Origin of the sequence: Serratia sp. TMDUHS_CL (assembly GCF_037137105.1) — a bacterium.
GTDB lineage: Bacteria > Pseudomonadota > Gammaproteobacteria > Enterobacterales > Enterobacteriaceae > Serratia > Serratia nevei.
Genome location: NZ_JBBBDV010000005.1, coordinates 48,474 through 70,859 on the forward strand (window position 1 = coordinate 48,474; position 22,386 = coordinate 70,859).

Annotated in this window: 27 protein-coding genes; 13 read left to right on the forward strand and 14 right to left on the reverse strand. The window is 59.4% G+C overall.

Annotation, left to right across the window (positions count from 1 at the left end):
- The first annotated feature begins 94 nt into the window (after positions 1-94).
- The 3 genes from WCL58_RS11615 to WCL58_RS11625 are packed head-to-tail and all read left to right on the forward strand — an operon-like array spanning position 95 to position 3,208.
- A complete protein-coding gene (locus WCL58_RS11615; RefSeq protein ID WP_049273715.1) occupies positions 95-1,549 on the forward strand; it encodes an FAD/NAD(P)-binding protein in 1,455 nt (484 codons plus the stop codon).
- Positions 1,546-2,427, forward strand: a complete 882-nt coding sequence (locus WCL58_RS11620; protein WP_047729780.1) for a formyltransferase family protein — start codon at positions 1,546-1,548, stop codon at positions 2,425-2,427. The genes WCL58_RS11615 and WCL58_RS11620 overlap by 4 nt, the downstream gene beginning before the upstream one ends.
- Positions 2,420-3,208 (forward strand): sulfite exporter TauE/SafE family protein, encoded by a 789-nt coding sequence (locus WCL58_RS11625; RefSeq protein WP_060424644.1) that lies wholly within the window; start codon positions 2,420-2,422, stop codon positions 3,206-3,208. Before WCL58_RS11620 ends, WCL58_RS11625 begins: the two co-directional genes overlap by 8 nt.
- Before the next feature lie 37 nt (positions 3,209-3,245).
- On the opposite strand, the gene rnk is transcribed toward WCL58_RS11625, so the two are convergent.
- Positions 3,246-3,656 (reverse strand): nucleoside diphosphate kinase regulator, encoded by a 411-nt coding sequence (rnk, locus tag WCL58_RS11630; RefSeq protein WP_004936993.1) that lies wholly within the window; start codon positions 3,654-3,656, stop codon positions 3,246-3,248.
- A gap of 444 nt (positions 3,657-4,100) precedes the next feature.
- Here rnk and WCL58_RS11635 point away from each other — a divergent pair, with 444 nt between their 5' ends.
- The 10 genes from WCL58_RS11635 to WCL58_RS11680 all read left to right on the forward strand — a co-directional run bounded on the left by WCL58_RS11635 (position 4,101) and on the right by WCL58_RS11680 (position 13,104).
- Positions 4,101-4,427, forward strand: a complete 327-nt coding sequence (locus WCL58_RS11635) for a glycine dehydrogenase (RefSeq protein ID WP_369803947.1) — start codon at positions 4,101-4,103, stop codon at positions 4,425-4,427.
- A gap of 36 nt (positions 4,428-4,463) precedes the next feature.
- Positions 4,464-4,829, forward strand: a complete 366-nt coding sequence (locus WCL58_RS11640) for a glycine-rich SFCGS family protein (protein ID WP_019453148.1) — start codon at positions 4,464-4,466, stop codon at positions 4,827-4,829.
- Positions 4,829-5,125 (forward strand): DUF4312 family protein, encoded by a 297-nt coding sequence (locus WCL58_RS11645; RefSeq protein ID WP_004937003.1) that lies wholly within the window; start codon positions 4,829-4,831, stop codon positions 5,123-5,125. The genes WCL58_RS11640 and WCL58_RS11645 overlap by 1 nt, the downstream gene beginning before the upstream one ends.
- A gap of 30 nt (positions 5,126-5,155) precedes the next feature.
- On the forward strand, positions 5,156-5,932 hold the full coding sequence (locus WCL58_RS11650) for a DUF4311 domain-containing protein (RefSeq protein WP_004937006.1): 777 nt from the start codon (positions 5,156-5,158) through the stop codon (positions 5,930-5,932).
- 11 nt (positions 5,933-5,943) lie between these two features.
- Positions 5,944-6,594, forward strand: coding sequence for a DUF4310 family protein (locus WCL58_RS11655; RefSeq protein ID WP_004937013.1), 651 nt, complete (start codon positions 5,944-5,946; stop codon positions 6,592-6,594).
- Between the two features lie 63 nt (positions 6,595-6,657).
- The gene (locus WCL58_RS11660) at positions 6,658-7,797 is read left to right on the forward strand and encodes an amidohydrolase/deacetylase family metallohydrolase (RefSeq protein WP_060440973.1); all 1,140 of its coding nucleotides are present in this window, start codon (positions 6,658-6,660) and stop codon (positions 7,795-7,797) included.
- A complete protein-coding gene (locus tag WCL58_RS11665) occupies positions 7,781-8,899 on the forward strand; it encodes a DgaE family pyridoxal phosphate-dependent ammonia lyase (protein ID WP_049273708.1) in 1,119 nt (372 codons plus the stop codon). The genes WCL58_RS11660 and WCL58_RS11665 overlap by 17 nt, the downstream gene beginning before the upstream one ends.
- Positions 8,896-9,636, forward strand: a complete 741-nt coding sequence (gene dagF / locus WCL58_RS11670) for a 2-dehydro-3-deoxy-phosphogluconate aldolase (RefSeq protein ID WP_336851180.1) — start codon at positions 8,896-8,898, stop codon at positions 9,634-9,636. Before WCL58_RS11665 ends, dagF begins: the two co-directional genes overlap by 4 nt.
- 285 nt (positions 9,637-9,921) lie before the next feature.
- Positions 9,922-11,136 (forward strand): lactonase family protein, encoded by a 1,215-nt coding sequence (locus WCL58_RS11675; RefSeq protein WP_336851181.1) that lies wholly within the window; start codon positions 9,922-9,924, stop codon positions 11,134-11,136.
- A 51-nt stretch (positions 11,137-11,187) separates the two neighbouring features.
- Entirely contained in the window at positions 11,188-13,104 is a 1,917-nt protein-coding gene (locus WCL58_RS11680; RefSeq protein ID WP_060424654.1) for a BglG family transcription antiterminator, read from the forward strand.
- Positions 13,105-13,108: 4 nt separating this feature from the next.
- On the opposite strand, the gene WCL58_RS11685 is transcribed toward WCL58_RS11680, so the two are convergent.
- From WCL58_RS11685 to WCL58_RS11745, 13 genes are all read right to left on the reverse strand, one after another.
- Positions 13,109-13,531, reverse strand: coding sequence for a helix-turn-helix domain-containing protein (locus WCL58_RS11685; RefSeq protein ID WP_060424657.1), 423 nt, complete (start codon positions 13,529-13,531; stop codon positions 13,109-13,111).
- On the reverse strand, positions 13,528-13,839 hold the full coding sequence (locus WCL58_RS11690) for a type II toxin-antitoxin system HigB family toxin (RefSeq protein ID WP_336851182.1): 312 nt from the start codon (positions 13,837-13,839) through the stop codon (positions 13,528-13,530). Before WCL58_RS11690 ends, WCL58_RS11685 begins: the two co-directional genes overlap by 4 nt.
- 296 nt (positions 13,840-14,135) lie before the next feature.
- The gene (gene npr / locus WCL58_RS11695) at positions 14,136-14,408 is read right to left on the reverse strand and encodes a PTS phosphocarrier protein NPr (RefSeq protein WP_004937034.1); all 273 of its coding nucleotides are present in this window, start codon (positions 14,406-14,408) and stop codon (positions 14,136-14,138) included.
- On the reverse strand, positions 14,405-15,259 hold the full coding sequence (gene rapZ, locus WCL58_RS11700) for an RNase adapter RapZ (protein ID WP_015379177.1): 855 nt from the start codon (positions 15,257-15,259) through the stop codon (positions 14,405-14,407). The genes npr and rapZ overlap by 4 nt, the downstream gene beginning before the upstream one ends.
- Positions 15,260-15,388: 129 nt before the next feature.
- Positions 15,389-15,850: a PTS IIA-like nitrogen regulatory protein PtsN gene (gene ptsN / locus WCL58_RS11705; protein ID WP_016930212.1), complete on the reverse strand. Its 462-nt coding sequence runs from the start codon at positions 15,848-15,850 to the stop codon at positions 15,389-15,391.
- A 155-nt stretch (positions 15,851-16,005) separates the two neighbouring features.
- Positions 16,006-16,293 carry a ribosome hibernation promoting factor gene (gene hpf, locus WCL58_RS11710; protein WP_004937038.1) on the reverse strand — a complete coding sequence of 96 codons (288 nt, stop codon included), beginning with the start codon at positions 16,291-16,293 and terminating at the stop codon, positions 16,006-16,008.
- A 23-nt stretch (positions 16,294-16,316) separates the two neighbouring features.
- Positions 16,317-17,750, reverse strand: a complete 1,434-nt coding sequence (gene rpoN, locus WCL58_RS11715) for an RNA polymerase factor sigma-54 (RefSeq protein ID WP_336851183.1) — start codon at positions 17,748-17,750, stop codon at positions 16,317-16,319.
- Positions 17,751-17,802: 52 nt separating this feature from the next.
- Complete coding sequence (gene lptB, locus WCL58_RS11720; protein ID WP_004937040.1) at positions 17,803-18,528, reverse strand: LPS export ABC transporter ATP-binding protein; 726 nt, start codon at positions 18,526-18,528, stop codon at positions 17,803-17,805.
- A 6-nt stretch (positions 18,529-18,534) separates the two neighbouring features.
- Positions 18,535-19,074, reverse strand: a complete 540-nt coding sequence (lptA, locus tag WCL58_RS11725; RefSeq protein ID WP_025304377.1) for a lipopolysaccharide ABC transporter substrate-binding protein LptA — start codon at positions 19,072-19,074, stop codon at positions 18,535-18,537.
- Positions 19,043-19,621, reverse strand: coding sequence for an LPS export ABC transporter periplasmic protein LptC (lptC, locus tag WCL58_RS11730; protein WP_038879652.1), 579 nt, complete (start codon positions 19,619-19,621; stop codon positions 19,043-19,045). Before lptC ends, lptA begins: the two co-directional genes overlap by 32 nt.
- Positions 19,618-20,172 carry a 3-deoxy-manno-octulosonate-8-phosphatase KdsC gene (gene kdsC / locus WCL58_RS11735; RefSeq protein ID WP_021505108.1) on the reverse strand — a complete coding sequence of 185 codons (555 nt, stop codon included), beginning with the start codon at positions 20,170-20,172 and terminating at the stop codon, positions 19,618-19,620. Before kdsC ends, lptC begins: the two co-directional genes overlap by 4 nt.
- Before the next feature lie 17 nt (positions 20,173-20,189).
- Positions 20,190-21,176: an arabinose-5-phosphate isomerase KdsD gene (gene kdsD / locus WCL58_RS11740; protein ID WP_038879650.1), complete on the reverse strand. Its 987-nt coding sequence runs from the start codon at positions 21,174-21,176 to the stop codon at positions 20,190-20,192.
- Between the two features lie 16 nt (positions 21,177-21,192).
- Entirely contained in the window at positions 21,193-22,170 is a 978-nt protein-coding gene (locus WCL58_RS11745) for a calcium/sodium antiporter (protein ID WP_197786485.1), read from the reverse strand.
- Between the last annotated feature and the right edge of the window lie 216 nt (positions 22,171-22,386).

Genomic DNA, 22,386 nt, shown 5'->3' on the forward strand with positions numbered 1-22,386 from the left:
ATACAAGAAGTTAATAAGGAATAAAGCGTCATTTTATTCCAACACCTGAAGCAATAGTTCTTAGTGCAGTTCAATGACTATAAGGTGATATTTCATGTATAAGTTCGGTGTGATTGGCGGCGGAGCCGCCGGGATCTCTTTTGCGTATAACTTTATAAAAAATAAGTCGGTTAATCATTGCAAAAGACCGCTTTCCCTGAAGGTTTTCGACAAGCAGGGCTTCAAAGGCGGTATGGCATACAGCAGCGATTTTGACAGCCATATATTAAATATGACGCCGGAAAACATGTCGGCGGATATTTTCGACGATGCGCACTTTGTTGATTGGATTGCCATGCATTTCCCGCAGTTTTGCCAGGATCGTTATCCGCCGCGCTGGCTGTATCGGGAATATCTCGATTTTATTCGCGACATGACGATTTATATGGCGGCGGACAGTAATGTGACGCTGAATTTCGTGACCGCCGAAGTGAATGCCATCGCGCCGCACGAAGCCGGCTATCGGCTGACCACCGCCTGCGGCGGCGCCGAGCAGATGAACGCGCTGGTGCTGTGCTCAGGGCACAACCCGCCGGAATGTCTCTATCCGGTGGACGGGGTGATCGCTTATCAGGCCCACCAGGATCTGCCGCCGATCAACCCTTATTCGACCATCGGCGTGATCGGCTGCAGCCTGACGGCGATTGACGCCATCGTAGAGCTGATGGAGCGCCTGGGGGCGACCGACATCTGCGCTTTATCGCGCTCGGGCCTGTTCCCCAGCGTGCAGCCGGCGCTGATGCGTCCGCCGCCGGAGGCGTTTGTGGAGGGGGTGCGGCGCTTTGTCGCCGGCAGCGATTTCATTGACGCGCATCAGCTGGTGCATGCGATCAATGCCGCGCTGGCGCGCCACTATCCGGGGCCGGAGCGGTTGACGGTGCTCTCGGCGCTGGGGGAAAGGCGCGATTGTTACCGCGATCTGGCGGACAGCCTCGATCGCGCGCGTTTTGCCCGGGAGCATATTTGCAGCTATCTGGCGGCGATCCACCCGGCGGTGTGCGCCGCCTGGGTCAAGATGGATGCCAACAACCGGCAGGTCTTCATGCGTTTTTACAACTCCTCCTGGATGCGCAATCGGCACGCCATGCCGATCAAGAACGCCAACAAGATCGTGGCGGCGCTGGAGAGCCAACGCCTGCGCGCCTGCGGCGGCCTGGCGGATATCAGCAAGGGAGCGGACGGGTTTACCCTCCGTTGCCATGAGACGCGGGTGCACGCGCAGTATCTGTTCAACTGCACCACGCCTTCCTATCAACTGCCGCCCAACCGCCTGAGCCATCAGCTGCTGCAAGACGGGCTGGTGCAAGAGAACCTGTTCGGCGGCGTGAAGTGCAACCCGCACACGCTGAAAATCGCCGACCGGCGCGGCCGCGAGCAGCATCTCTACTCGCTCGGCGCGCCCGCCAAGGGCGATCTGTTTTACACCTCGGCGATGGAGTCCATCACGCGGGATATCAGCAAGATCGTGTTTAACAACCCTATTTTCAACGCAAAGAAGGCTGAAGTATGAAAAACGTAGCGCTCTTTGTCGGCAACGACATTTTCTCCTGGCTGGTGTGTCAGGATCTGATCGCCGCCCTGAAAGGCGAGTGTGCCTTTACGGTGTATTTCCCCCTGGCGAAAAGCGCCGGGCGCACGCAGGAGCCGGCGGTTCGCCGCCTGGGGCTGTATGAGCGCGAAGTGCTGAACGATTTCGTGTTCCCGTTCGTGGGCCGCAACGCCGCCGCCTGCGAGGGCGCCTATCAGCCGCCGGCGCTGTTCCTGGCCGCCGCCGGGGTCAAAGCGCATCGCGTTCTCGACATCAACGACACCGCGTTTATCAGCAGCCTGGGGCATATGGATGGGGTGATCTCCCTGCGCTGTTATCAGAAATTCTCCGCCGACTATGTGCGCGCCTTCAGCCGACGCGGCAAGCTGCTCTGGAACCTGCATCCGGGGGATTTGCCGCGCTATCGCGGGGTGATGACGCTGTTCCGCGCGATGATGAACGGTGACAGGGACTGTGCGGTAACGCTGCATGAAATGGATGAGCACTGGGACGCCGGCCCGGTGATCGCCCGCCTGCCCGCCGAGCTGCGTCACGATCTGTCGTTCCTGGAAAACATGATGCTGTTGGGCGTGCAGAGCGGCACTTTCCTGGCGCGCCAGCTGATGCGGGCGGAGCATAGCGAAGCGATAGCGGCGGAAAAGCAGGGCGATTCGCGCTACTGGGGCTTCCCGGACGCGCAGACGCTGGCGCAGGCAGAGCAGGCGGGCATTGAGCTGGTGGACCATGACGCCGTGCGCGAGCAATATCTGGGGCTGTTCGTCGGCGATCGTTTCCACCCGCTGGCGGGGCAGTTCTGCGCCGGGTTCGACGACTTCGTGCGGGCGCACGGCCATGATTGAAACCTTGATTGTACTGGGTGCCGGTTTTCTGACCGGCATCACCACCATTCTGTTCGGCTTCGGCGGCGGCTTTGTGGTGGTGCCTTTCGTCTATCACCTGATCTCCGCCTCGGGCGAGCAGCCCGGCCAGGCGATGCATATCGCGGTGGCGACCTCGACGGCGGTGATGATCCTCAACGCGAGTTACGCCACGCTGACCAACTGGCGCAGCGGCAACCTGCTGCGTGAAACCATCGTGCCGCTGATCTTTTTCATCGGCATCGGCGCGGCGCTGGGCGCGTTCGCCTCTTCACTGCTGGCGGACGGCGTGATCCGCGGGCTGTTTGTGGTCTATATGGCAGTGACCATCGCCGACTGCCTGTTCCGCCGGGGTTTTTTGATCAAACCGGCGCGCGCCGAACTGTCCCCCGTTACGCTGTGGGGCGGTGGGCCGCTGATCGGCGGCATCGCCACCCTGCTGGGGGTGGGCGGCAGCGTGATGACCGTGCCGCTGCTGCGTCGCCATGGTTACGACATGAAGTATTGCGTCAGTGCCGCCAACCCGCTGTCGATCCCGGTGGCGGTGATCGGGGCGCTGATGTATATCGTGTTGGGGTGGCACGAGATGAGCGGGCCGCAGTATCTGGGCTACGTCAATCTGAACATTCTGGGGTTGCTGGTGGTCGCGGGAATTGCGGGGATCGTGTTTGCCAGGCGCTGTTTGCCTAAGGTGAGCGATGCGCTGCATGCCAAAATCTACGTGCTGCTGCTGATCGCCGTGCTGATCGCTATCTGCCTCTGAAACAGAAAGGGCGGCCGGATGCCGCCCTGAGAACCGCTTAACGGTGGTATTCGCCCGCCGCTTCCGGCTGGTACAGCAATTCCAGCACTTCAATCCGCGCTTCTTCACCGTTCGGCAATTGCCAGGAGATCTGCTTGCCGACGTGCATGCCGAGCAGCGCTGCGCCCAGCGGCGCCATTACCGACAGCTGATCGTGGCTGTCTTTCAGCGATGCCGGGTAAACCAGCGTGCGCACGTGCTCTTCATCGGTGTGCAGATCGCGAAAACGCACGCGGCTGTTCATGGTCACCACGTTGGCCGGCATTTTCTCCGGCGGCAGGATTTCCGCGCGATCCAACTCGTCGTTCAGCGCGGCGGCGACGTCGGTGTTGGCAAAGGCCGGTTGTTCCAATAGCGCATCCAGGCGTTCCGCATCCAGCTCATTAATAGTAATGATGGGTTTGGTCATTCCACTCTCCAGTCAAATCAAAGGGTGCCAGTCTGTGCACCCATAAATTCGGAAAAACAACACAAAGCAACACCCCCGCGCCAGAGGAGCGGGGGTGTGGGTAATGTCGATTTGTCCTATTGATAGTAGGCGGTTGGGGCGAGAAAAGAAAGAGATCCCGATCACGAAGGCTTTTATCGTCAATCGTGGCAAAAGAAACGGTTAGCCCGGTTATCTATTTGTTATCTCATTGACTTTTTCACCGCCGCGCCGTTTTGCGAAATGGATCCCCGCGCGTCATTCGATTTCCACTTCGAACTGGAAAAAACCGGTCTACACAGAAAATCCTACCGGGGGTAGGGTAAAGACATCATAGAAAGCGGGTTATTCAGGTGATGCGCTTTACGGCTTACTGATTAATGTAGGATCTAGGGGTACTGAAAAGTGAATGATGGATCTGCTTCGATAAAAGAAATTGAACAATCCGATGTCAGCGAAGCCGGAGCGATCGCTGCTCGGGTGTTGGCGGATATTACCGCGATGCTGAATGCTGAAAATATTTATACCAATGCGGTGCAGCAACAGATGCTGGAATCGCATATTCGCGCCATGGTGCTGCGTTCAATAACCGGTGAGCCGTTGCCGGAGGTGGATAAATCGTTGTTCGACGAAATCTCTGCCGAATCCATGCAAATGGCGGAGCGCGTGGTGAATCAGTTTGGCACATTGCCTATCGAAGAAGCCTATTTGCTGTCAGTGCACTTCGAAGTGGCGAAAGATAATAACGCATAGCGGTTAACGCATCGATTTCAATCAGGAGAATATACCATGGGTCAAATTACCGTAGTGATCGGCGATCGTCTGGGCAAAGGGCAAAAAGTTGGCCAAGGCGTTGAAAGCGCAGGCGGAAAAGCGGTGGTCATCCCCGGCGTCGCGGCGGACATGAAGCTGGGCGACGTCATGAAAGCGGAAAACGCGCAGCTGGGCATCTCTTTTTGCGGCAGCGGCGGCGCCGGCGCGATTACCGCGCAAACCAAACACGGCTACAAGGCTAAATATGGCATGCGTTCGGTGGAAGAGGGCGTGACGGCAATTAACGAAGGCTACAACGTGCTGGGCTTCGGCTTTATGGATAAAGAAGAGCTGGGCCAGAAACTGGTGGAAGCTTACGTCAAAAAACATGGCAATCCATAATGAAAGAGCAATATACCACATCGGTAAAGGTGGAGGGTAAAGGCGACAGCAAAGCGAAAGCTTTTGCTTCCGCCTTGGCTAATGTGCAGGGCGCGGTATTAAAGTCCACCAACAATATTCTGCTGCGTATCGAGCCGCAGGACGTCAGCGTAGTGAAAGCGGAAGAGAAAATAACTAAAGAGAAATTTCTTTTCTTCTTTTTGCCGCGTGAAAGAAAGAGCTATGCCGTTTCTCTGGAAATAACCGTGAACGTAACCATTATCAATACCGAGAAGGTTGTCTTCGTCACGAAATAAAAACGTTAGCATAAATGAAAGGGTATACTGATGTTTTTAATCATCTTATTTAAATCGATTATTATCGGTGGGCTGGTGGGGGTCGGCGTAGGGGCCGGCGCCGCGCGCATGTTCCACGCACCGACAACACAGGGCATGGGGGCGTTTCGCACCCTGGGCGAGCTGAATTCCTGCGAGGGCGATCCGGCTTCCCACTTCTCATTCGGTCTGGGCTTTTTCTTCAACGCCTGGGCGTCTTCCGTGGCGGCGGGCTCCTTCACGCAGGACGTCGACCACCGCATCATCCCGCACTGGGGCGCGGCGGCCCTGATGGTCAAGAACCGAAATCTGGCGCAAACGCTGCACGATCCGAAAAAAATGGCCATTGCCTGCGGCATCATCGGCATGCTGGTGGTGGCGTTCCTCAATACCACCGCTTCCGCCGTGCCTGCCGCGCTGCAGGTCACCGCGATCAAGGTGCTGGTGCCGGCGGCCAACCTGCTGGTGAACACCGTGATGCCGGTGATCTTCTGGCTGGCGGCGATCGACGCCGGGCGCCGTTCCGGCTTCTGGGGCACCATCTTCGGCGGCCTGGCGCAGCTGATCATGGGCAACGCCGTACCGGGCCTGGTGCTGGGCATTCTGATCGGCAAAGGCGTGGAAGAGAGCGGCTGGAACAAGATCACCAAGATCATGATGGCGGTGATCGTACTGCTGTTCGTGCTGAGCGGCTTCTTCCGCGGCTTCGACATGAAAGTTCTCGAGTCCTTCAGCCTCGGCGTGCCGGGCTGGCTGGACGCCATTCACAACACCCTGAGCGGTAAATAAGGAGCGGGATGATGGAAGAGCAAACCCAAAAAGGCTTCTGGTACGCCGACTGGTCATTCCCGATTTTTGTTGGCCTGCTGTCCTCCGGCGTGTTCGCCGGGACGCACATGTACTACCTGTACGGCATCGGTGCCTTTAACGAAGTGGCGTTCGTTTCCATGCTGCGGGCGGGGATGGACACCGGCGTGTATGGCGCGGTGGCGGCGTTCGGCGCCAGCTTCCTGTTCGCGCGTATCATCGAAGGCTCGCTGGTGGGTATCCTGGACATCGGTGGCGCGATCCAGACCGGCGTCGGGCTGGGCGTACCGGCGCTGCTGCTGGGGGCCGGCATCGTGTTCCCGGTCGCCAACTTCGCCGCTTCGCTGGCCACCGGCCTGATCATCGGCCTGGCGATCGGTTACGTGATCATCCTGGCGCGCAAATTCACCATCAATCAGAGCAACTCCACCTACGGGGCGGACGTGATGATGGGCGCGGGCAACTCGTCGGGCCGCTTCCTCGGGCCGTTGATCATCCTGTCGGCGATGACCGCCTCGATCCCGATCGGCATCGGTTCGCTGCTCGGCGCGCTGCTGTTCTATATCTGGGGTAAACCGATCACCGGCGGAGCGATCCTCGGCGCGATGATCCTGGGGGCGATCTTCCCGGTAGCCATTTCTTAAGAGGCCTGCGCCAGGCGCCGCCCGATGCTGCGGCGGCGCCCGGGCTAACAGGAGCAATGCGGTATGTATGACTTAGTAATCAGAGGTGCCAGACTGGCGGACGACACGCTGATCGATCTGGCGGTGAAAGACGGCAAAATAGCCTCGGTCGGGCGGTTGGCGGCGGACGTCAGCGCCGTTCGCCAACTGGATCTGGCGGGCAACTGCCGCCTGAGCGCCGGTTGGATCGATGCGCACGTACACTGCTATCCCGACTCGCCGATTTACCATGACGAGCCGGATCGGGTCGGCGTCGCCAGCGGCGTTACCAGCGTGGTCGATGCCGGCAGCACCGGCGCCGACGATATCGACGCCTTTTATCAGCTGACGCGCAGCGCCAAAACCAACGTTTTCGCCTTCCTCAACATCTCGCGCATCGGCCTGCTGCGGCAGAACGAGCTGGCGGAGTTGACGGACATCGACAAGCACGAGGCCGGCCAGGCCATCGCCAACCATCCCGGCTTTATCATCGGCATCAAGGCGCGCATGAGCAGCAGCGTGGTGGGCAAGAACGGCACCCGCCCGCTGGTGTTGGCCAAAGAGATCCAGCGAGAAAACCGCCAGCTGCCGCTGATGGTGCATATCGGCAACAACCCGCCGAATCTGGACGAGATCGCCGATCTGCTGACCCGTGGCGACATCATCACCCACTGCTACAACGGCAAACCGAACCGCATTCTGACGCCGGCGGGCACGCTGCGCGAGTCGATCCAGCGCGCGCTGCGGCGCGGCGTGTTGCTCGACGTGGGGCACGGCACCGCCAGCTTCAGCTTCGAGGTGGCGCGCCAGGCGATCTCGCTGGGCATTTTGCCGCATACCATCAGCTCCGATATTTACTGCCGCAACCGCATGAACGGGCCGGTGCACAGCCTGGCGACGGTGATGTCCAAATTCTTCAGCGTCGGCCTGACGCTGCCGCAGGTGATCGCCTGCGTGACGGAGAACGCCGCGTCGGCGCTGCAGCTGAGCGGCAAAGGGCGGCTGGAGCCTGGCTATGACGCCGATTTCACACTGTTTGAACTGCGCCGCGAACCGCAGGTGTTCGCCGACGCCGAAGGGCAAACCGCCGAGGGCGAACAGCTGTTGGTGCCGCTGGCCGCGGTGGTGGCCGGGGAAATCCTATTAACCGAACAAGGGGAGGCAGCCCATGTCTTCGATTTATGAAAAATACGGTTTGAAGCAGGTGATCAACACCTCCGGCCGCATGACCATTCTCGGCGTTTCCACGCCGCGCCAGGACGTGATTGACGCCGTTGACTACGGCCTGAATCACTATTTCGAAATCAAGGATCTGGTCAACAAGACCGGCGCCTACATCGCCGATCTGCTCAATGTGGAGGACGCGGTGATCGTTTCCTGCGCCTCGGCGGGCATCGCCCAGTCGGTGGCGGCAGCGATCGTCAAAGATAACGCCAATCTGCTGGTGAACCTGCACTCGGCGCCGATCGCCGTGCCGCGCGAGATCGTGTTGCCGCGTGGTCACAACGTCAACTTCGGCGCGCCGGTGGACACCATGGTGGCGCTGGGCGGCGGCAAGGTGGTGGAGGCGGGCTACGCCAACGAATGTTCGCCGGAGCAGATTGAAGCCTGCATCACGCCGCAGACGGCGGCGATCCTGTACGTCAAATCGCACCACTGCGTGCAGAAAAGCATTTTGTCCGTCGAACAGGCGGCGGTAGTGGCGCGCAAGCATAACCTGCCGCTGATCGTCGACGCCGCGGCGGAAGAAGATCTGATGTGTTACTACCAGATGGGGGCCGATCTGGTGATCTACAGCGGCGCCAAAGCCATCGAAGGGCCGACCAGCGGCCTGGTTATCGGCAAGAAACAGTACGTCGAGTGGGTGAAGCTGCAGTCCGGCGGTATCGGCCGGGCGATGAAGGTCGGCAAAGAGGGCATCCTCGGGCTGACGCAGGCGATTGAAAGCTATCTGACGCTTGAGAAAACCACCGGGCAACAGATGGTGGCGCGGATGACGCCGTTCCTCGATAGCCTCAACACCCTGACCGGCGTCAGCGCCAAAACCGTCTGGGACAGCGCCGGCCGCGATATCGCCCGCGCCGAGATCACTTTCGACGAAGCGGTGCTGGGGCGGTCGACCTATGACATCGTTCAGGCGCTGAAAACCGGCGATATTGCCATCTACTTCCGCGGCTACAAGGCCAACGAGGGCAAGATTGAGGTCGACGTGCGCAGCGTCGACGAGCAACAGCTGATGACCGTCTTTAGCTGTATCAAAAATCTGTTTACGGAGAAACAAGCATGAAGCTGCAGCCTAACTACTATCGCGACCGCGTCTGCCTGAACGTGCTGGCCGGCTCCAAAGCCAACGCGCAGGACATTTACGCCGCGGCGGAAGGCCATGTGCTGGTGGGCGTGCTCTCCAAGAACTACCCGGACGTCGATAGCGCGGTAACCGACATGCTGCGCTATGCGCGCCTGATTGAAAATGCGCTGTCGGTCGGCCTGGGCGCCGGCGATCCGAAGCAATCGGCGATGGTCAGCCTGATCGCTCAGCAGGTGCAGCCGCAGCACGTTAACCAGGTGTTTACCGGCGTCGGCGCCAGCCGCGCGCTGCTGGGCCAGAACGACAGCGTGGTCAACGGCCTGGTGTCGCCGACCGGCCGCGTCGGCTGGGTGAAGATTTCTACCGGCCCCTTGAGCGCCGCAGCGCCTGACGGCATCGTGCCGGTGGAAACCGCCATCGCTTTGCTGAAGGACATGGGCGGCAGCTCGATCAAGTATTTCCCGATGGGCGGCCTGCAGTGCAAGGACGAATACCAGTACGTAGCCAAGGCCTGCGCCGAGCATGACTTTATGCTGGAGCCGACCGGCGGCATCGATCTGGAGAACTACGAGCCGATCGTCGAGATCGCGCTGGCGGCCGGCGTGAAGCGCGTGATCCCGCATATCTACAGCTCGATCATCGACGCCGCCAGCGGCGACACGCGTCCGCAGGACGTGAAAACCCTGCTGGCGATAACCAAAAAGCTGGTGGGCTGAACGCGCAGTGGGATGAGGTAAACGCTGGGAGGCGAAGGTTTTCCCGTGGCGTGGCATGCCGCGCCGTTACCTATAGCCTATAGCTTTCAAGTTGCAGCCAGGCGGCAAGCGCAGGAGCCCCAGGAGCTTACTTAAGTAAGTGACTGGGGTGAAAAATCTGCCGGGAGCAGATTTAAACGCTGCTTGCAGCGGCCCCGAAGGGGTGAGGCCCATGGATGGGCCGAGTAACTGCGTAGCCAACAACGCTGCGGCTTGAAAGATGACGGATATATACTGAGGATTACTATGCGAAACTGGCAGGCTCCAACCCGACGCACCGCGTTGTTCCTGGCGCTGCTGGCCGTGACCGGCCCGGCGCTGCATGCTGAGGATGCAATGAATTCCACGTCATCTCATTTCGCCTATATCGGCACCTACAATCCCAACGGCGAAGGTGTTTACCGGGTGCAGGTCGATCCGGCCAGCGGCGCGCTGAGCCACACTACGCTGGTCAGCAAAGTGCCGAATCCGGCGCAGCTGACGCTGGGCGCCGATGGCAAGACGCTGTATGTCGCCAGCGAAGTGGCCGATTTCAACGGCGGCAAACACGGCGGCATCACCGCTTACCGGGTCAATCCGGCCGACGGCGGCCTGACGCAGCTCAACCAGGTGGATTCGCAGGGAGCGGGGCCGGTGTATCTCTCATCGACGCCGGACGGGCGCCATCTGCTGGTGGCCAACTACGTCAGCGGCAGCGTGGCGGCTTTCCCGATCGAAGCGGACGGCAGCCTGGGCGCCGTCAGCTCGGTGCAGCAACAGCAGGGCCCGGCGGGCGCGGCCAAACCGGCGGCGGCGGTGAACGGCAGCTTCGCCATCAGCGATCACAACGGCCCGCATGCCCATATGATCGCCAGCGATCCGAGCGGCAAGTTCGTGTTCTCCACCGATCTGGGGTTAGATCGCATCTACCAATGGCGCTTTGACGCCGCGAGCGGCCGGCTGACGCCGAACGATCCGCCGTGGATCGCCGCCTCTTCCGCCGGCGCGGGGCCGCGTCACTTTGTGTTCCATCCCGACGGCGAAACCGTGCTGCTGGTGAACGAAGAGGCCTCGACGTTGACCAGCTACCGTTTTGATCGCCAAAAAGGTACTCTGAAACAATTGCATGCGGTTTCTGCACTGCCCGCCGACTATCAGGGCACCAGCTTCGCTTCGGGGCTGGCGCTCAGCAAGAACGGCGACACGCTGTACGTCGCCAACCGGCTGCATAACAGCATTGCCCAGTTCAGCGTGGGCGCCGGCGGTGAGTTGAAGCCGGTGGCGGAAACCTGGACGCGTGGCGATTACCCGCGTTCGCTGGCGCTGAGCCCGGATGGCCGCTATCTGTATGCGTTGAACCAGCGCAGCGATAACGTCACCCGTTTCAGCGTAAACCCGACGGACGGCAAACTCAGCTTTGTGGGCGGCTATCTGCCGATCGGCAACCCCTCGCAAATGGCGTTCCTGCCGCCGCCGAAGTAACCCGTGGCCCGCCCGGTTCACCGGGCGGGTTGCCTGATTGACGGACACAGAATGGTGCGATTTCCTTACCCGCGTTTGGCTTACTTGTTCGATGCTTTGCAAACCGAGACTTTGCCGCAGGATGAGCTGGCGAAGCGTTTCGCCGTGTCCACCCGCACGGTGCGGGCGGACATCACCGCGCTGAACGAGATCCTGGACAAATACGGCGCGCGTTTCGTGCATAGCCGCGGGGCCGGCTATCGCCTGCAGGTCGATAACGCCGCGCTGTTCAGCGCCCTGCAGCATCAGGAGCGCCGCAAGCACGCCACCCCGCGCAGCGCGCAGGAGCGTGTGCATTATCTGCTGGTGCGTTTTTTGACCTCAGCCTTCTCCCTCAAACTGGAAGATTTGGCCGACGAGTGGTTCGTCAGCCGCGGTACGTTGCAAAACGACATGGCTGAGGTGAGAGAGCGTCTGGCGCACTATCAATTGACGATCGAAACCAAGCCGCGCTACGGCATGAAGCTGTTCGGCGCCGAGATGGCGATCCGCGCCTGCCTCACCGATCTGCTGTTCCAGCTACAGCTGGCCGACGCCGAGAACCCGCTGCTCAACAACGAGATCCTGCTGCAGCCGCAGGTAGCGGCGTTCGCCGGGTTGCTGCACCCGCTGCTGTCGCAATATGCCATTCGCCTGACCGACGAGGGCGAGCAGTACCTGATCTTCTACTGCGCGGTGGCGCTGCGGCGCATCAATGACGGCTATCCGCTGCCGGACTTCGAGGTGGAAGACGGCGACGACGCGGTGCGTCAGGTGTCGACCCGCCTGGCGGCGGAGCTGCGTTCGGCCTCCGGCAAAGAGATCTCGATGGCCGAAGAGGCCTATCTGCGGGTGAATATTGCCGCGCGGCGCGTGCAGGACGTGCAGCCGACCGAGATCAACGCCGACGATGAAGAAGCGCTGGTGGACTACATCCTGTCCTACATCAACGCACACTATAACTACAACCTGCAGGGCGACGAGCAGCTGCGGGCCGATCTGCTCACCCATATCAAGACCATGATTACGCGGGTGAAATACCAGATCAATATCCCCAATCCGCTGCTGGCCAACATCAAGCAGCACTATCCGATGGCTTACGACGTGACCCTGGCGGCGGTCTCCAGCTGGGGTAAATACACCCCCTATACCCTGAGTGAGAACGAAATCGGCTATCTGGTGCTGCACATCGGCGTGGGGCTGGAGCGGCATTACAACATCGGTTATGAACGCCACCCGCAGGTGATGCTGGTATGCGATACCGGCAACTCGACGGTGCGCATGATCCAGGCGCAGATTGCGCGCAAATATCCGCAGCTGGTGATGACGCGCATCGTCTCACTGCGCGATTACGAGATGCTTGCACATATCGACGAAGACTTCGTGATTTCCAACGCCCGCATCGGCGAAAAGAACAAGCCGGTGGTGGTGATGTCACCGTTCCCGACCGATTACCAACTGGAGCAACTGGGCAAGCTGGTGCTGGTGGATCGCACCCGACCGTACATGCTGGAGAAGTTCTTCGACGCCGAGCATTTCATGGTGCTCAACGAGCCGTTGACGCAGGCGGAGCTGTTCAGCCGGGTGTGCGGCCAGCTGGAGCGGGAAGGGTACGTCGGCGCGGACTTTTATCCGTCGCTGGTCGAACGCGAAGCGATCGTTTCCACGCTGCTGGGCGAGGGCATCGCGCTGCCGCACTCGCTGGGGCTGCTGGCCAAAAAGACCGTGGTGGTGACGCTGCTGGCGCCGCAGGGGGTCGCCTGGGGAGAAGGCGAGGTCGCGCACGTGATTTTCCTGCTGGCGATCAGCAAGAGCGACTATGAAGAGGCGATGGCGATCTACGAGCTGTTCGTCACCTTCGTGCGTGAACGCTCAATGAGCCGCCTGTTGGGCAGCGACAGCTTCGACAGCTTTAAAGCGGTGGCGCTGGACTGCCTGAGCCGGAGTTGAGGGGCTAATCTGCTTCCGGCAGAAAGAGGGCCGGGGGCAGATTGAAGCGTTTGGCCAGCGCCATAATGTGCGGAATGGTCAGCGATCTTTTGCCGCTTAGGATTTGGTTGACCAACGACTTTTTGCCGATCTCATGTTCAAAATCACTTTGGCTGAGTTGGTGCTGTTCCATCAATACGCGAAGCGCGGCCACCCCCTGCGGGAGTTGGGCGATACGCTGGTTGAATGCGGTAAACTCGGCGCTGTTATCTTCATATTCGGCGATCTTTTTTGCCAGCATGTCAATCAGCGGATGGTGTTCATCGTTTTCCAGCAGATATTCCACCAATTCGAGCGCTTCCCGGTAGTCTTGCTGAGAGCCGCTGCCCTGCAATAAGGGCACGGCGCGCAGCAGCGCATCGGCGGCCTTAATGGCATCTGTAATCATGATGAACTCCTTCGATAGTGCTGCATCAGCTTGTCGTACTCGGCGTGGCTAACAATGTGCTTTATGAATACTTTCTGTGTCTCAAAGCTGGCAAAGAACAAAATTCGCAGGTGGTTGCCGCCGACGTCAATGACCCACCATTTCTCTTTGTATTTCATACGATCGAGCGAAGGAACAAGCGCTTTTAACTCGTCCGGCGTGCGGAACTCGCCGCGTCGCAACGTTTTATAAATGGCCTCGAGAGCAGCGGCTTCATTAGGGTATTGCTTCGTTGCGTTATTGAACGGTTCCCTGGAAATGATATGCATCGTTCCCTCGATTCCTGCCTGGTGAACATTATAGCGGCTGCCTTAGGTGTTCACAAATTGTAAACTTATCATCCCCGCTCGCAGTGAGAGGGAAATACCCGGCTGCAGCCCGTTTCTGTCGTTGCACACTATTGCGGTTAGCGCCGTGCGGGTAAATCCATGCCTCGCATTTACAGGCTGTTACTGCTGATTTTGGAAGCGGGTACGCAAAGTGAAAAGCGGGAGGTTGTGTCAGGGATAAGAGGCAAAGGGAACGAACGCGCCGGTCCGACGCATTCGTGAGAGGGCTTCAGCGGCTAATCTTCATCAAACCCGGAGTTGAACAGCTCGACCACCGCCGCCAGCGCGTTGACTTCGTCGGGGCCGGTCGCTTCGACTTCGATATGCCGGCCCTGGGCGGAGTCCAGCATCAGCAGCGCGATGACGCTGCTGGCTTCGGCTTCGGTGCCGCTTTCGTTGCGCAGCATCACCTCGGCGTCGAAGCTTTGCACCAGCTCGAACAGTTTCATCGCCGGGCGCGCGTGCATGCCCAGCTTGTTTTTGATTTCAACCGTCTGTTTGACCGTCATTGTTTGCGCTTTTCCAGCGTGCGGTGGCGCGACTGCACGTTCTTGCCGCGCGAGCGGAAGTAATCGGCCAGCTGTTCCGCCACGTACACCGAGCGGTGTTTACCGCCGGTACAGCCGATGGCGACCGTCAGGTAGCTGCGGTTGTTGGTTTCCAGCATCGGCAGCCATTGCTCCAGGTAGCTGCGGGTCTGGTAGATGAAGTTGTGCACTTCGGTATGGCGATCGAGGAACGACGCAACCGGCTTGTCCAGACCGGTCATCGGCCGCAGCTTCGGATCCCAGTGCGGGTTGGGCAGGAAGCGCACGTCGAACACGTAGTCGGCATCGATCGGAATGCCGTGCTTGAAGCCGAAGGATTCGAACACCATGGTCAGCTCGCGCTCGCGCTTGCCCAGCAGGCGGGTGCGCAGCATTTCGGCCAGTTCGTGCACCGACATTTCCGAGGTGTCGATAATCAGGTCAGCCCGCGAGCGCAGCGGTTCGAGCAGATCGCTCTCTTCGTCGATGGCGCTTTCCAGTGACAGGTTCTTGCTGGAGAGCGGATGCAGGCGGCGGGTGTCGCTGTAACGGCGGATCAGCGTGTTGCGATCGGCGTCGAGGAACAGCAGCTGCGGCGAGAAGCTGTCCGGCAGCTGAGTCATCGCGTATTCGAACACTTCCGGCGATTCCGGCATGTTGCGCACGTCGATACTGACCGCCGCGGAGATATTGCGTTCCGCCAGCGTGTTGGCGAGCTGCGGCAGCAGCACCACCGGCAGGTTGTCAACGCAGTAAAAACCCATGTCTTCCAGCGCCCGCAAGGCGACGGATTTTCCGGAACCGGAACGGCCGCTGACAATCATCAGCACCATGTGGCAACTCCCCTGGCATCGCGGTGGCGTTCATCGCCACCGGTGGAAACTTTGTTATTCCGGCCGCAGCCGGATCCATCATCGTGAAACAGTAGCGTTATCCGGGCTGGAAGTCACGCCGGCCGGGCCTCACTCGGTGATGATTTGGTAAAGCTCTTCGTCGCTCTGCGCGGCGCGCAGGCGGCGGCATACGGTTTTGTCGGCCAGGCGTTTGGCGACCAGCGACAGGGTATGCAAATGGGTTTTGCACTGATCGGCAGGCACCAGCAGCGCGAACAGCAGGTCGACCGGCTGGTTGTCGATAGCGTCGAAAGCGATGGGTTGGTCGAGACGGATAAACACGCCAACGGCCCGCAGTGTGTCCTCTTCCAGTTTGCCGTGGGGAATGGCGATACCGTTGCCGATACCGGTGCTGCCCATGCGCTCCCGGGTGAGAACCGCGTCAAACACCACCTGTGAAGGCAGATTGAGCTGTTTGGCGGCCAGTTCGCTGATAATTTCCAAAGCCCGCTTCTTGCTGGTGCAGTGTACCGAGCTTTTGGTGCACTCGATGTTTAACACCGAGCTTAATTGCATATATTCGTTGTTCATCTCATCTTCACTTAAAACCGCGCCGCCGGGCGCACCCGGCAAGGCGGTTTTTCGTCGGTTTTAACCCTGATTACCGTTCGGCGCGTCACCCATGCGGGTCACGCGCCGAAGGGCGAGGCTGCGACGGAGGCAACCTCACGGAATGGGTTAGGGTGTCAGTGTTGCTTCAATTTGTCTTTATGTTTGTTCAATTGACGTGCCAATTTGTCGATCAGCGTATCAATTGCTGCATACATATTCTCGTCTTCCGAGGTGGCGTGCAACTCGCCTCCATTCACGTGCACCGTTGCTTCCGCAATTTGCTGCACTTTTTCCACACTTAATACAACATACACCTGATTGATGCGATCAAAATACTGTTCGAGTTTGGCGAACTTGTTGTTCACGAACTCGCGCAACGGATCGGTGATTTCGATGTGGTGTCCGGTAATGTTGAGCTGCATAGTGTCTTCCTTCTCAATAGAGGTCAAACCAACTGTTTACGCTGGTTCGACGGCGGGATGGACAAAGACTCTCGGTACTTGGCGACGGTGCGCCTCGCCACGATGATCCCCTGATCGGAGAGCAGGGTGGCCAGCTTGCTGTCGCTGAGTGGTTTGGCGGGGTTTTCCGCCGCAATCAATTTCTTCACCAACGCGCGGATCGCCGTCGAGGAGGCTTCGCCGCCGCTGTCGGTATTCACGTGGCTGGAGAAGAAATATTTCAATTCGAAAATGCCGCGCGGGCTGTGCAGAAACTTTTGCGTGGTGACGCGCGAGATTGTCGATTCATGCATCTCCACGGCCTGGGCGATATCCGCCAACACCATGGGTTTCATAAACTCTTCGCCTTGCTCGAAGAACGCCTGCTGTTGGCTGACGATGCAGCGGGTGACCTTCAGCAGCGTCTCGTTTCGGCTCTCCAGGCTTTTAATCAGCCACTTGGCTTCCTGCAGGTTGCTGCGGATGAACTGGCCGTCGGCTTCGCTGCGGGCGCTGTTGCCCAGCGCGGCGTACTGCTGATTGATCTTCAAACGCGGTATGCTGTCGCCGTTAAGCTCGACCGTCCACGTGTTCTGCGTTTTGCGCACCAGCACGTCCGGAATTACGTACTCCGATTCGCCGGTATTGATCGACTGCCCCGGGCGCGGATCGAGCGACTGAATCAGCAGCATCGCTTCTTTCAGTGTATCTTCTTTTAGCCGGGTTGATCGCATCAGGCTGCGAAAGTCGTGGTTGGCCAACAGATCCAGATGCTCGCTGATGATCAGCCGCGCTTCGGCCAGATAAGGGGTGTCTTTGGCGTATTGGGAGAGCTGCACCAGCAGGCAATCGCGCAGATCGCGCGCGGCGACGCCGATCGGATCGAAACGCTGCACGCGCTTCAACACTGCCTCGACTTCTTCGAGGGTCACGTTCTCATCGCCCAGGCTTTCCAGAATGTCTTCCAGCGGCACGGTGAGATAACCGGTGTCGTCCACCGCGTCGACGATGGAGGTGGCGATGGCGGCGTCGGTATCGGAGAACGGCGTCAGATCCACCTGCCACATCAGGTAATCCTGCAGCGTTTGGGTAGTCTCGCCCTGATAGACCGGTAGCTCGTCGTCGCTGTAGTCGGTGCCGGTGCCGGACGGCGTGCCGGCGGTGTAGATCTCATCCCAGGTGGCGTCCAGCGGCAGCTCTTCCGGCATGTCTTTCTGTTCCAGCGCCTCGCGGGTATCGAGCCCCTCGGTCTCCTGGATTTCTTTGGCGTCGATTTCGTCGTGCAGATCGGTCTGTTCAAGCAGCGGATTGCTCTCCAGCGCCAGCTGGATCTCTTGCTGAAGCTCAAGCGTGGACAACTGCAGCAGGCGGATCGCCTGCTGGAGCTGAGGAGTCATGGCCAGCTGTTGGCTGAGCCTGAGTTGCAAACCTTGCTTCATAGTTTTCTGTCTACTTCCGTTAACGGTGTCGCCCCGCAGGGCGCGCCGGCGCTCAGAGGCGGAACTCTTCGCCCAGATAAACGCGTTTTACCTGCTCGTCGGCCAGAATAGCATCCGGCGTGCCGTGGGCAATCAGTTTGCCCTGGCTGACGATGTAGGCGCGTTCACATACGTCCAGCGTCTCGCGCACGTTGTGGTCGGTGATCAGCACGCCCAGGCCGCTGTCACGCAGGTGCTCGATGATTTTTTTGATGTCGATAACGGAAATCGGATCCACCCCGGCGAAGGGTTCGTCCAGCAGAATGAATTTCGGGTTGGCCGCCAGCGCGCGGGCGATTTCGACGCGGCGGCGTTCACCGCCGGACAGCGCCTGGCCGAGGCTGTCGCGCAGATGGGAGATGTGGAACTCTTCCATCAGCTCTTTGGCGCGGTCTTCGCGTTGTTCGCTGGTGAGGTCGGGGCGAATCTCCAGCACCGCCATCAGGTTGTCGTACACGCTCAGGCGGCGGAAGATCGACGCTTCCTGCGGCAGGTATCCGATGCCGCGGCGCGCGCGGGCGTGCAGCGGCAGCAGGCTGATGTCTTCTTCGTCGATCACGATGCGCCCGGCATCGCGCGGCACGATGCCGACCACCATGTAGAAGGTGGTGGTTTTACCGGCACCGTTCGGCCCGAGCAGGCCGACGATCTCGCCGGATTTCACTTTCAGGCTGACGTCTTCGACAACTTTACGGCCCTTGTAGGCTTTCGCCAGGTTTTCTGCGATGAGTGTTGCCATAAGTGATTAGTTACTCTTTTTTTGCCCGTTTTTGTCTTGCAACTGCGACGGTACCAGAACCGTTGTCACGCGTTTGCCTTTATCGCTGAACGCCTGCATTTGCTGCTGTTGCACCAGATAGGTGATGCGATCGCCTTTCACGTTGCTGTCGAGCTGCTCCAGATAGGCGTTGCCCGTCAGGGTCACCAGCTGGGTCGCCACGTCGTAACGCACTTTCTGCGCGTGGCCTTTGACCGGCTTGCCGCTGTCCTGCATCTGGTAGAAGGTTACCGGGTTGCCGAACGCTTCAATATAGGTCTTATTCTGATCTCCGCCCGGACGGGTGACCACCACCTTATCGGCGCGAATATCGATGGTGCCTTGCTTGATCACCACGTTGTCGGTGAAGGTACTGACGTTGCTTTGCATGTCCAACGACTGCTTGAGCGAGTCGATGCTCACCGGCTGGCTGGAGTCGGATTTCAGCGCCAGTGCGGGGGCGCTGGCGGCCAAAACTAAGCTGCCGAGCAACAGGTTACGGAGTTGGTTTTTGGTTCTGAATTTCATAGTTGGTCTTAACCTTATCAATCAGCTCAGCGGTTTTGGTCCGCAGGTTCCCACGCATTTTCATGCCGTTAGAGGTAAAATTGGTCCCGTAAAGCGTGACTTCGTCATCGGAGGTGACGTCCTGGGTGACCAGGTTTACCTGAGCGTTGTCCGTCTTAATTTTTTCCAGCTGCGAGGTGGTGGTCAGGCTGTTTACCTCGACGTGACCATACAGATACAGCATCCGGTCTTTAGTCAGTTTGGCGCGATCGGCGCGAACTGACCAGGTGGCCACCGCATTCTCATCGAACAGCGTCATCACCGGCTGGGTGAACCAGCTCAGCTCGCCGGCGGTGTAATACTTCGCGTCTTCCGCCACCAGTTTGTAATTCAGCTTGCCGGCCGGGTTGTACACCACGGTGACCGTGTGCTGGCTCTGGTAAGTCGGATCCTGATCGTTGACCGGGCCAGGGGCCGTCTCGTCGCTGAAGTCCGTCATGTTCCAGCCGATCAGCGCCAGAACGATCACCGTCAACAGGATGGTGATCCACAGTTTGGTTTTACTCATATCGACAGCCCTTTGGCGTCCTCCAGCTTATTTTGAGCCAAAAGAATGATGTCGCACAGTTCGCGCACCGCGCCGCGGCCGCCGGCAATGCGGGTGACGTAGTGGGCGCGCGGCGTCAACAGCGGGTGGGCGTCCGCCACCGCGACCGCCAGGCCGACCTGCGCCATCACCGGCCAGTCGATCAGGTCATCGCCGATATAGGCGACCTGATCCGCCGTTAACGACAGTTTATCCAACAGTTCGCGGAAGGCCAAAAGCTTATCGGATTGCCCCTGATACAGATGGGTGATACCGAGCGTCTGCGCGCGGTCTTCCAGCAGCTTGGCGGAGCGGCCGGTGATGATCGCCACTTCGATGTCCGAGGTTTTCAAGCAGCGGATGCCGTAACCGTCGCGCACGTTGAACGCCTTCAGTTCTTCACCGTTGTTGCCCATGAAGATCAGGCCGTCCGACAGCACGCCGTCAACGTCGCAAATCAACAGGCGGATGTTCCCGGCACGCGCCATAACCTCTTGTTCTACCGGCCCGTAGCAGGTTTCTACCATACCCATTCCGTTCTATTCCTTAATTAAACGACGCCGGCGCGCAGCATGTCATGCATATGTACCACACCCAGCAACTGGTCGCCATCGGCAACCAGCAGCGCGGTGATGTGGCGTTGTTGCATCAGGTTCAATGCATCGACCGCCAGAATATTGGGGCGCACCCGCACGCCGCCCGGCGTCATGACATCGGCGATCTTCGCCTCGTGCAGGTTGATGCCCATGTCGAACACCCGGCGCAAGTCGCCATCGGTGAAGATGCCGGCGATTTTCATCAGATCGTCGCAAATCACCGTCAGGCCCAGATTTTTTCGGGTAATTTCCAGCAGCGCGTCGCGCAACGAGGCGTCGGCGCTGACGTGGGGCATTTCGTCGCCGCTGTGCATGATATCGCTAACCCGCAGCAGCAGTTTGCGGCCGAGTGCGCCACCCGGATGCGACAGCGCGAAATCTTCCGGCGTGAAACCGCGCGCTTTCAGCAGCGCGACGGCCAGCGCATCGCCCATCACCAGCGTGGCGGTGGTGCTGGTGGTCGGTGCGAGCCCCAGCGGGCAGGCTTCCTGCGGCACCTTGATGCACAGGTGGATATCCGCCGCTTTGCCCATCGAGCTTTCCGGATTGTTAGTCATACAGATGAGGGTGATCTGCTGGCGTTTCAATACTGGGATCAGCGCCAGGATCTCGCTGGACTCGCCGGAGTTGGAGATGGCGAGCACGATGTCCTGCGGGGTGACCATGCCCAAATCGCCATGGCTGGCCTCCGCCGGGTGAACGAAGAATGAGGGGGTGCCGGTGCTGGCGAAGGTCGCGGCGATCTTGCAGCCGATATGGCCGGATTTGCCCATGCCCATCACCACCACTTTGCCGCCGCAGGCGGCGATCGTTTCGCAGGCGCGGGTGAAGTCTGCGTTGATGTAGCTGTCGAGCTGAGCCAGCCCTTCGCGCTCTATCTGAAGCACTTCTTTGCCGGCCTGCTGAAAATCGAAGCCCGGTTGCAACTCAATGTTCGACATACTCATTCCCGTCGGTTTAGCCGAAAGTACTGAAAGGGTTAAAGAACAGCACCGCAAGATACGCAATAAAGCCGCATAATAACAGCGCGCCCGCCAGGTGGCCGATGCGGTGCTTGCGGCCGATGCACAGCACGCTCAGCAGCACGCTGGCCGCCAGCATCACCCAGTAATCGCGCTGGAAGGCGGCGGTGTCCACGCTACCCGGCGATAGCAGGGCGGGGATGCCCAGCACGATCACCGTGTTGAAAATATTGGAGCCGATGATATTACCAATCGCCATATCATCCTCGCCCTTCAGCGCCCCGGCGATGGAGGTGGCCAGTTCGGGCAGGCTGGTGCCGATGGCGATAATGGTCAACCCGACCACCAGTTCGCTCAGGCCGAAATAGTGCGCAATCACCGTCGCGTTATCGACCACCATCCTGGAAGAGAGCGGCAGAATGATAAACGCCAACACCAGCCACAGCACCGCCACGGTGTTGCTGCTGTCCTGCGGCAGCTCGGCGATCTGTTCCATGGTCAGGCTGTCGCTGCCCTCGCGCTGCGCCAGCCGGGCGATTTTCAGCATCAGCAGGATGAAGCCGGCGGCGGCGGCCAGCAGCAGCACGCCGTCCAGCCTGCTCAGGGTGCCGTCCATCAACACGAAACCGCACAATACTGTGACCGCTAACATCAGCGGCAGTTCGCGCCGCAGTATCTCGGAGCGCGCGGCCAGCGGGTGAATCAGCGCCGCCACGCCCAGGATCAATAAAATGTTGGTAATGTTGGAACCTAATACGTTGCCAACGGCCATATCTATCTGCCCGTTCAGCGCGGCGGTGGTGGACACGATCAGCTCCGGCAGCGAAGTGCCGATGCCGACGATGGTCATGCCGATGATCAACGGCGGGACGCCGAGCGAGCGGGAAATCACGGCAGCACCATAAACTAAGCGGTCTGCACCATACACCAGTAGAAATAAACCAACGATTAATAATGCTATCGCGAGAAACATGCAGGGTCCTTTGTCGGGTATTATCCCGGTTCGTTGGTTAAAGCCGTCAATGCGGCGGTATTGCTTGCCCTCCGTTGCGCGCGCTAGAGCTACAGCAACGGTTTTTCCCGGCTAATAGTTGAACAGTTTCGTTTTTTTTCGTTATGGCGCCAATTTTGACCGGGTGGCGCGGAAAAGTAAAACCAATGGCACCATTGGTCGCGAAATGGCAGTAAG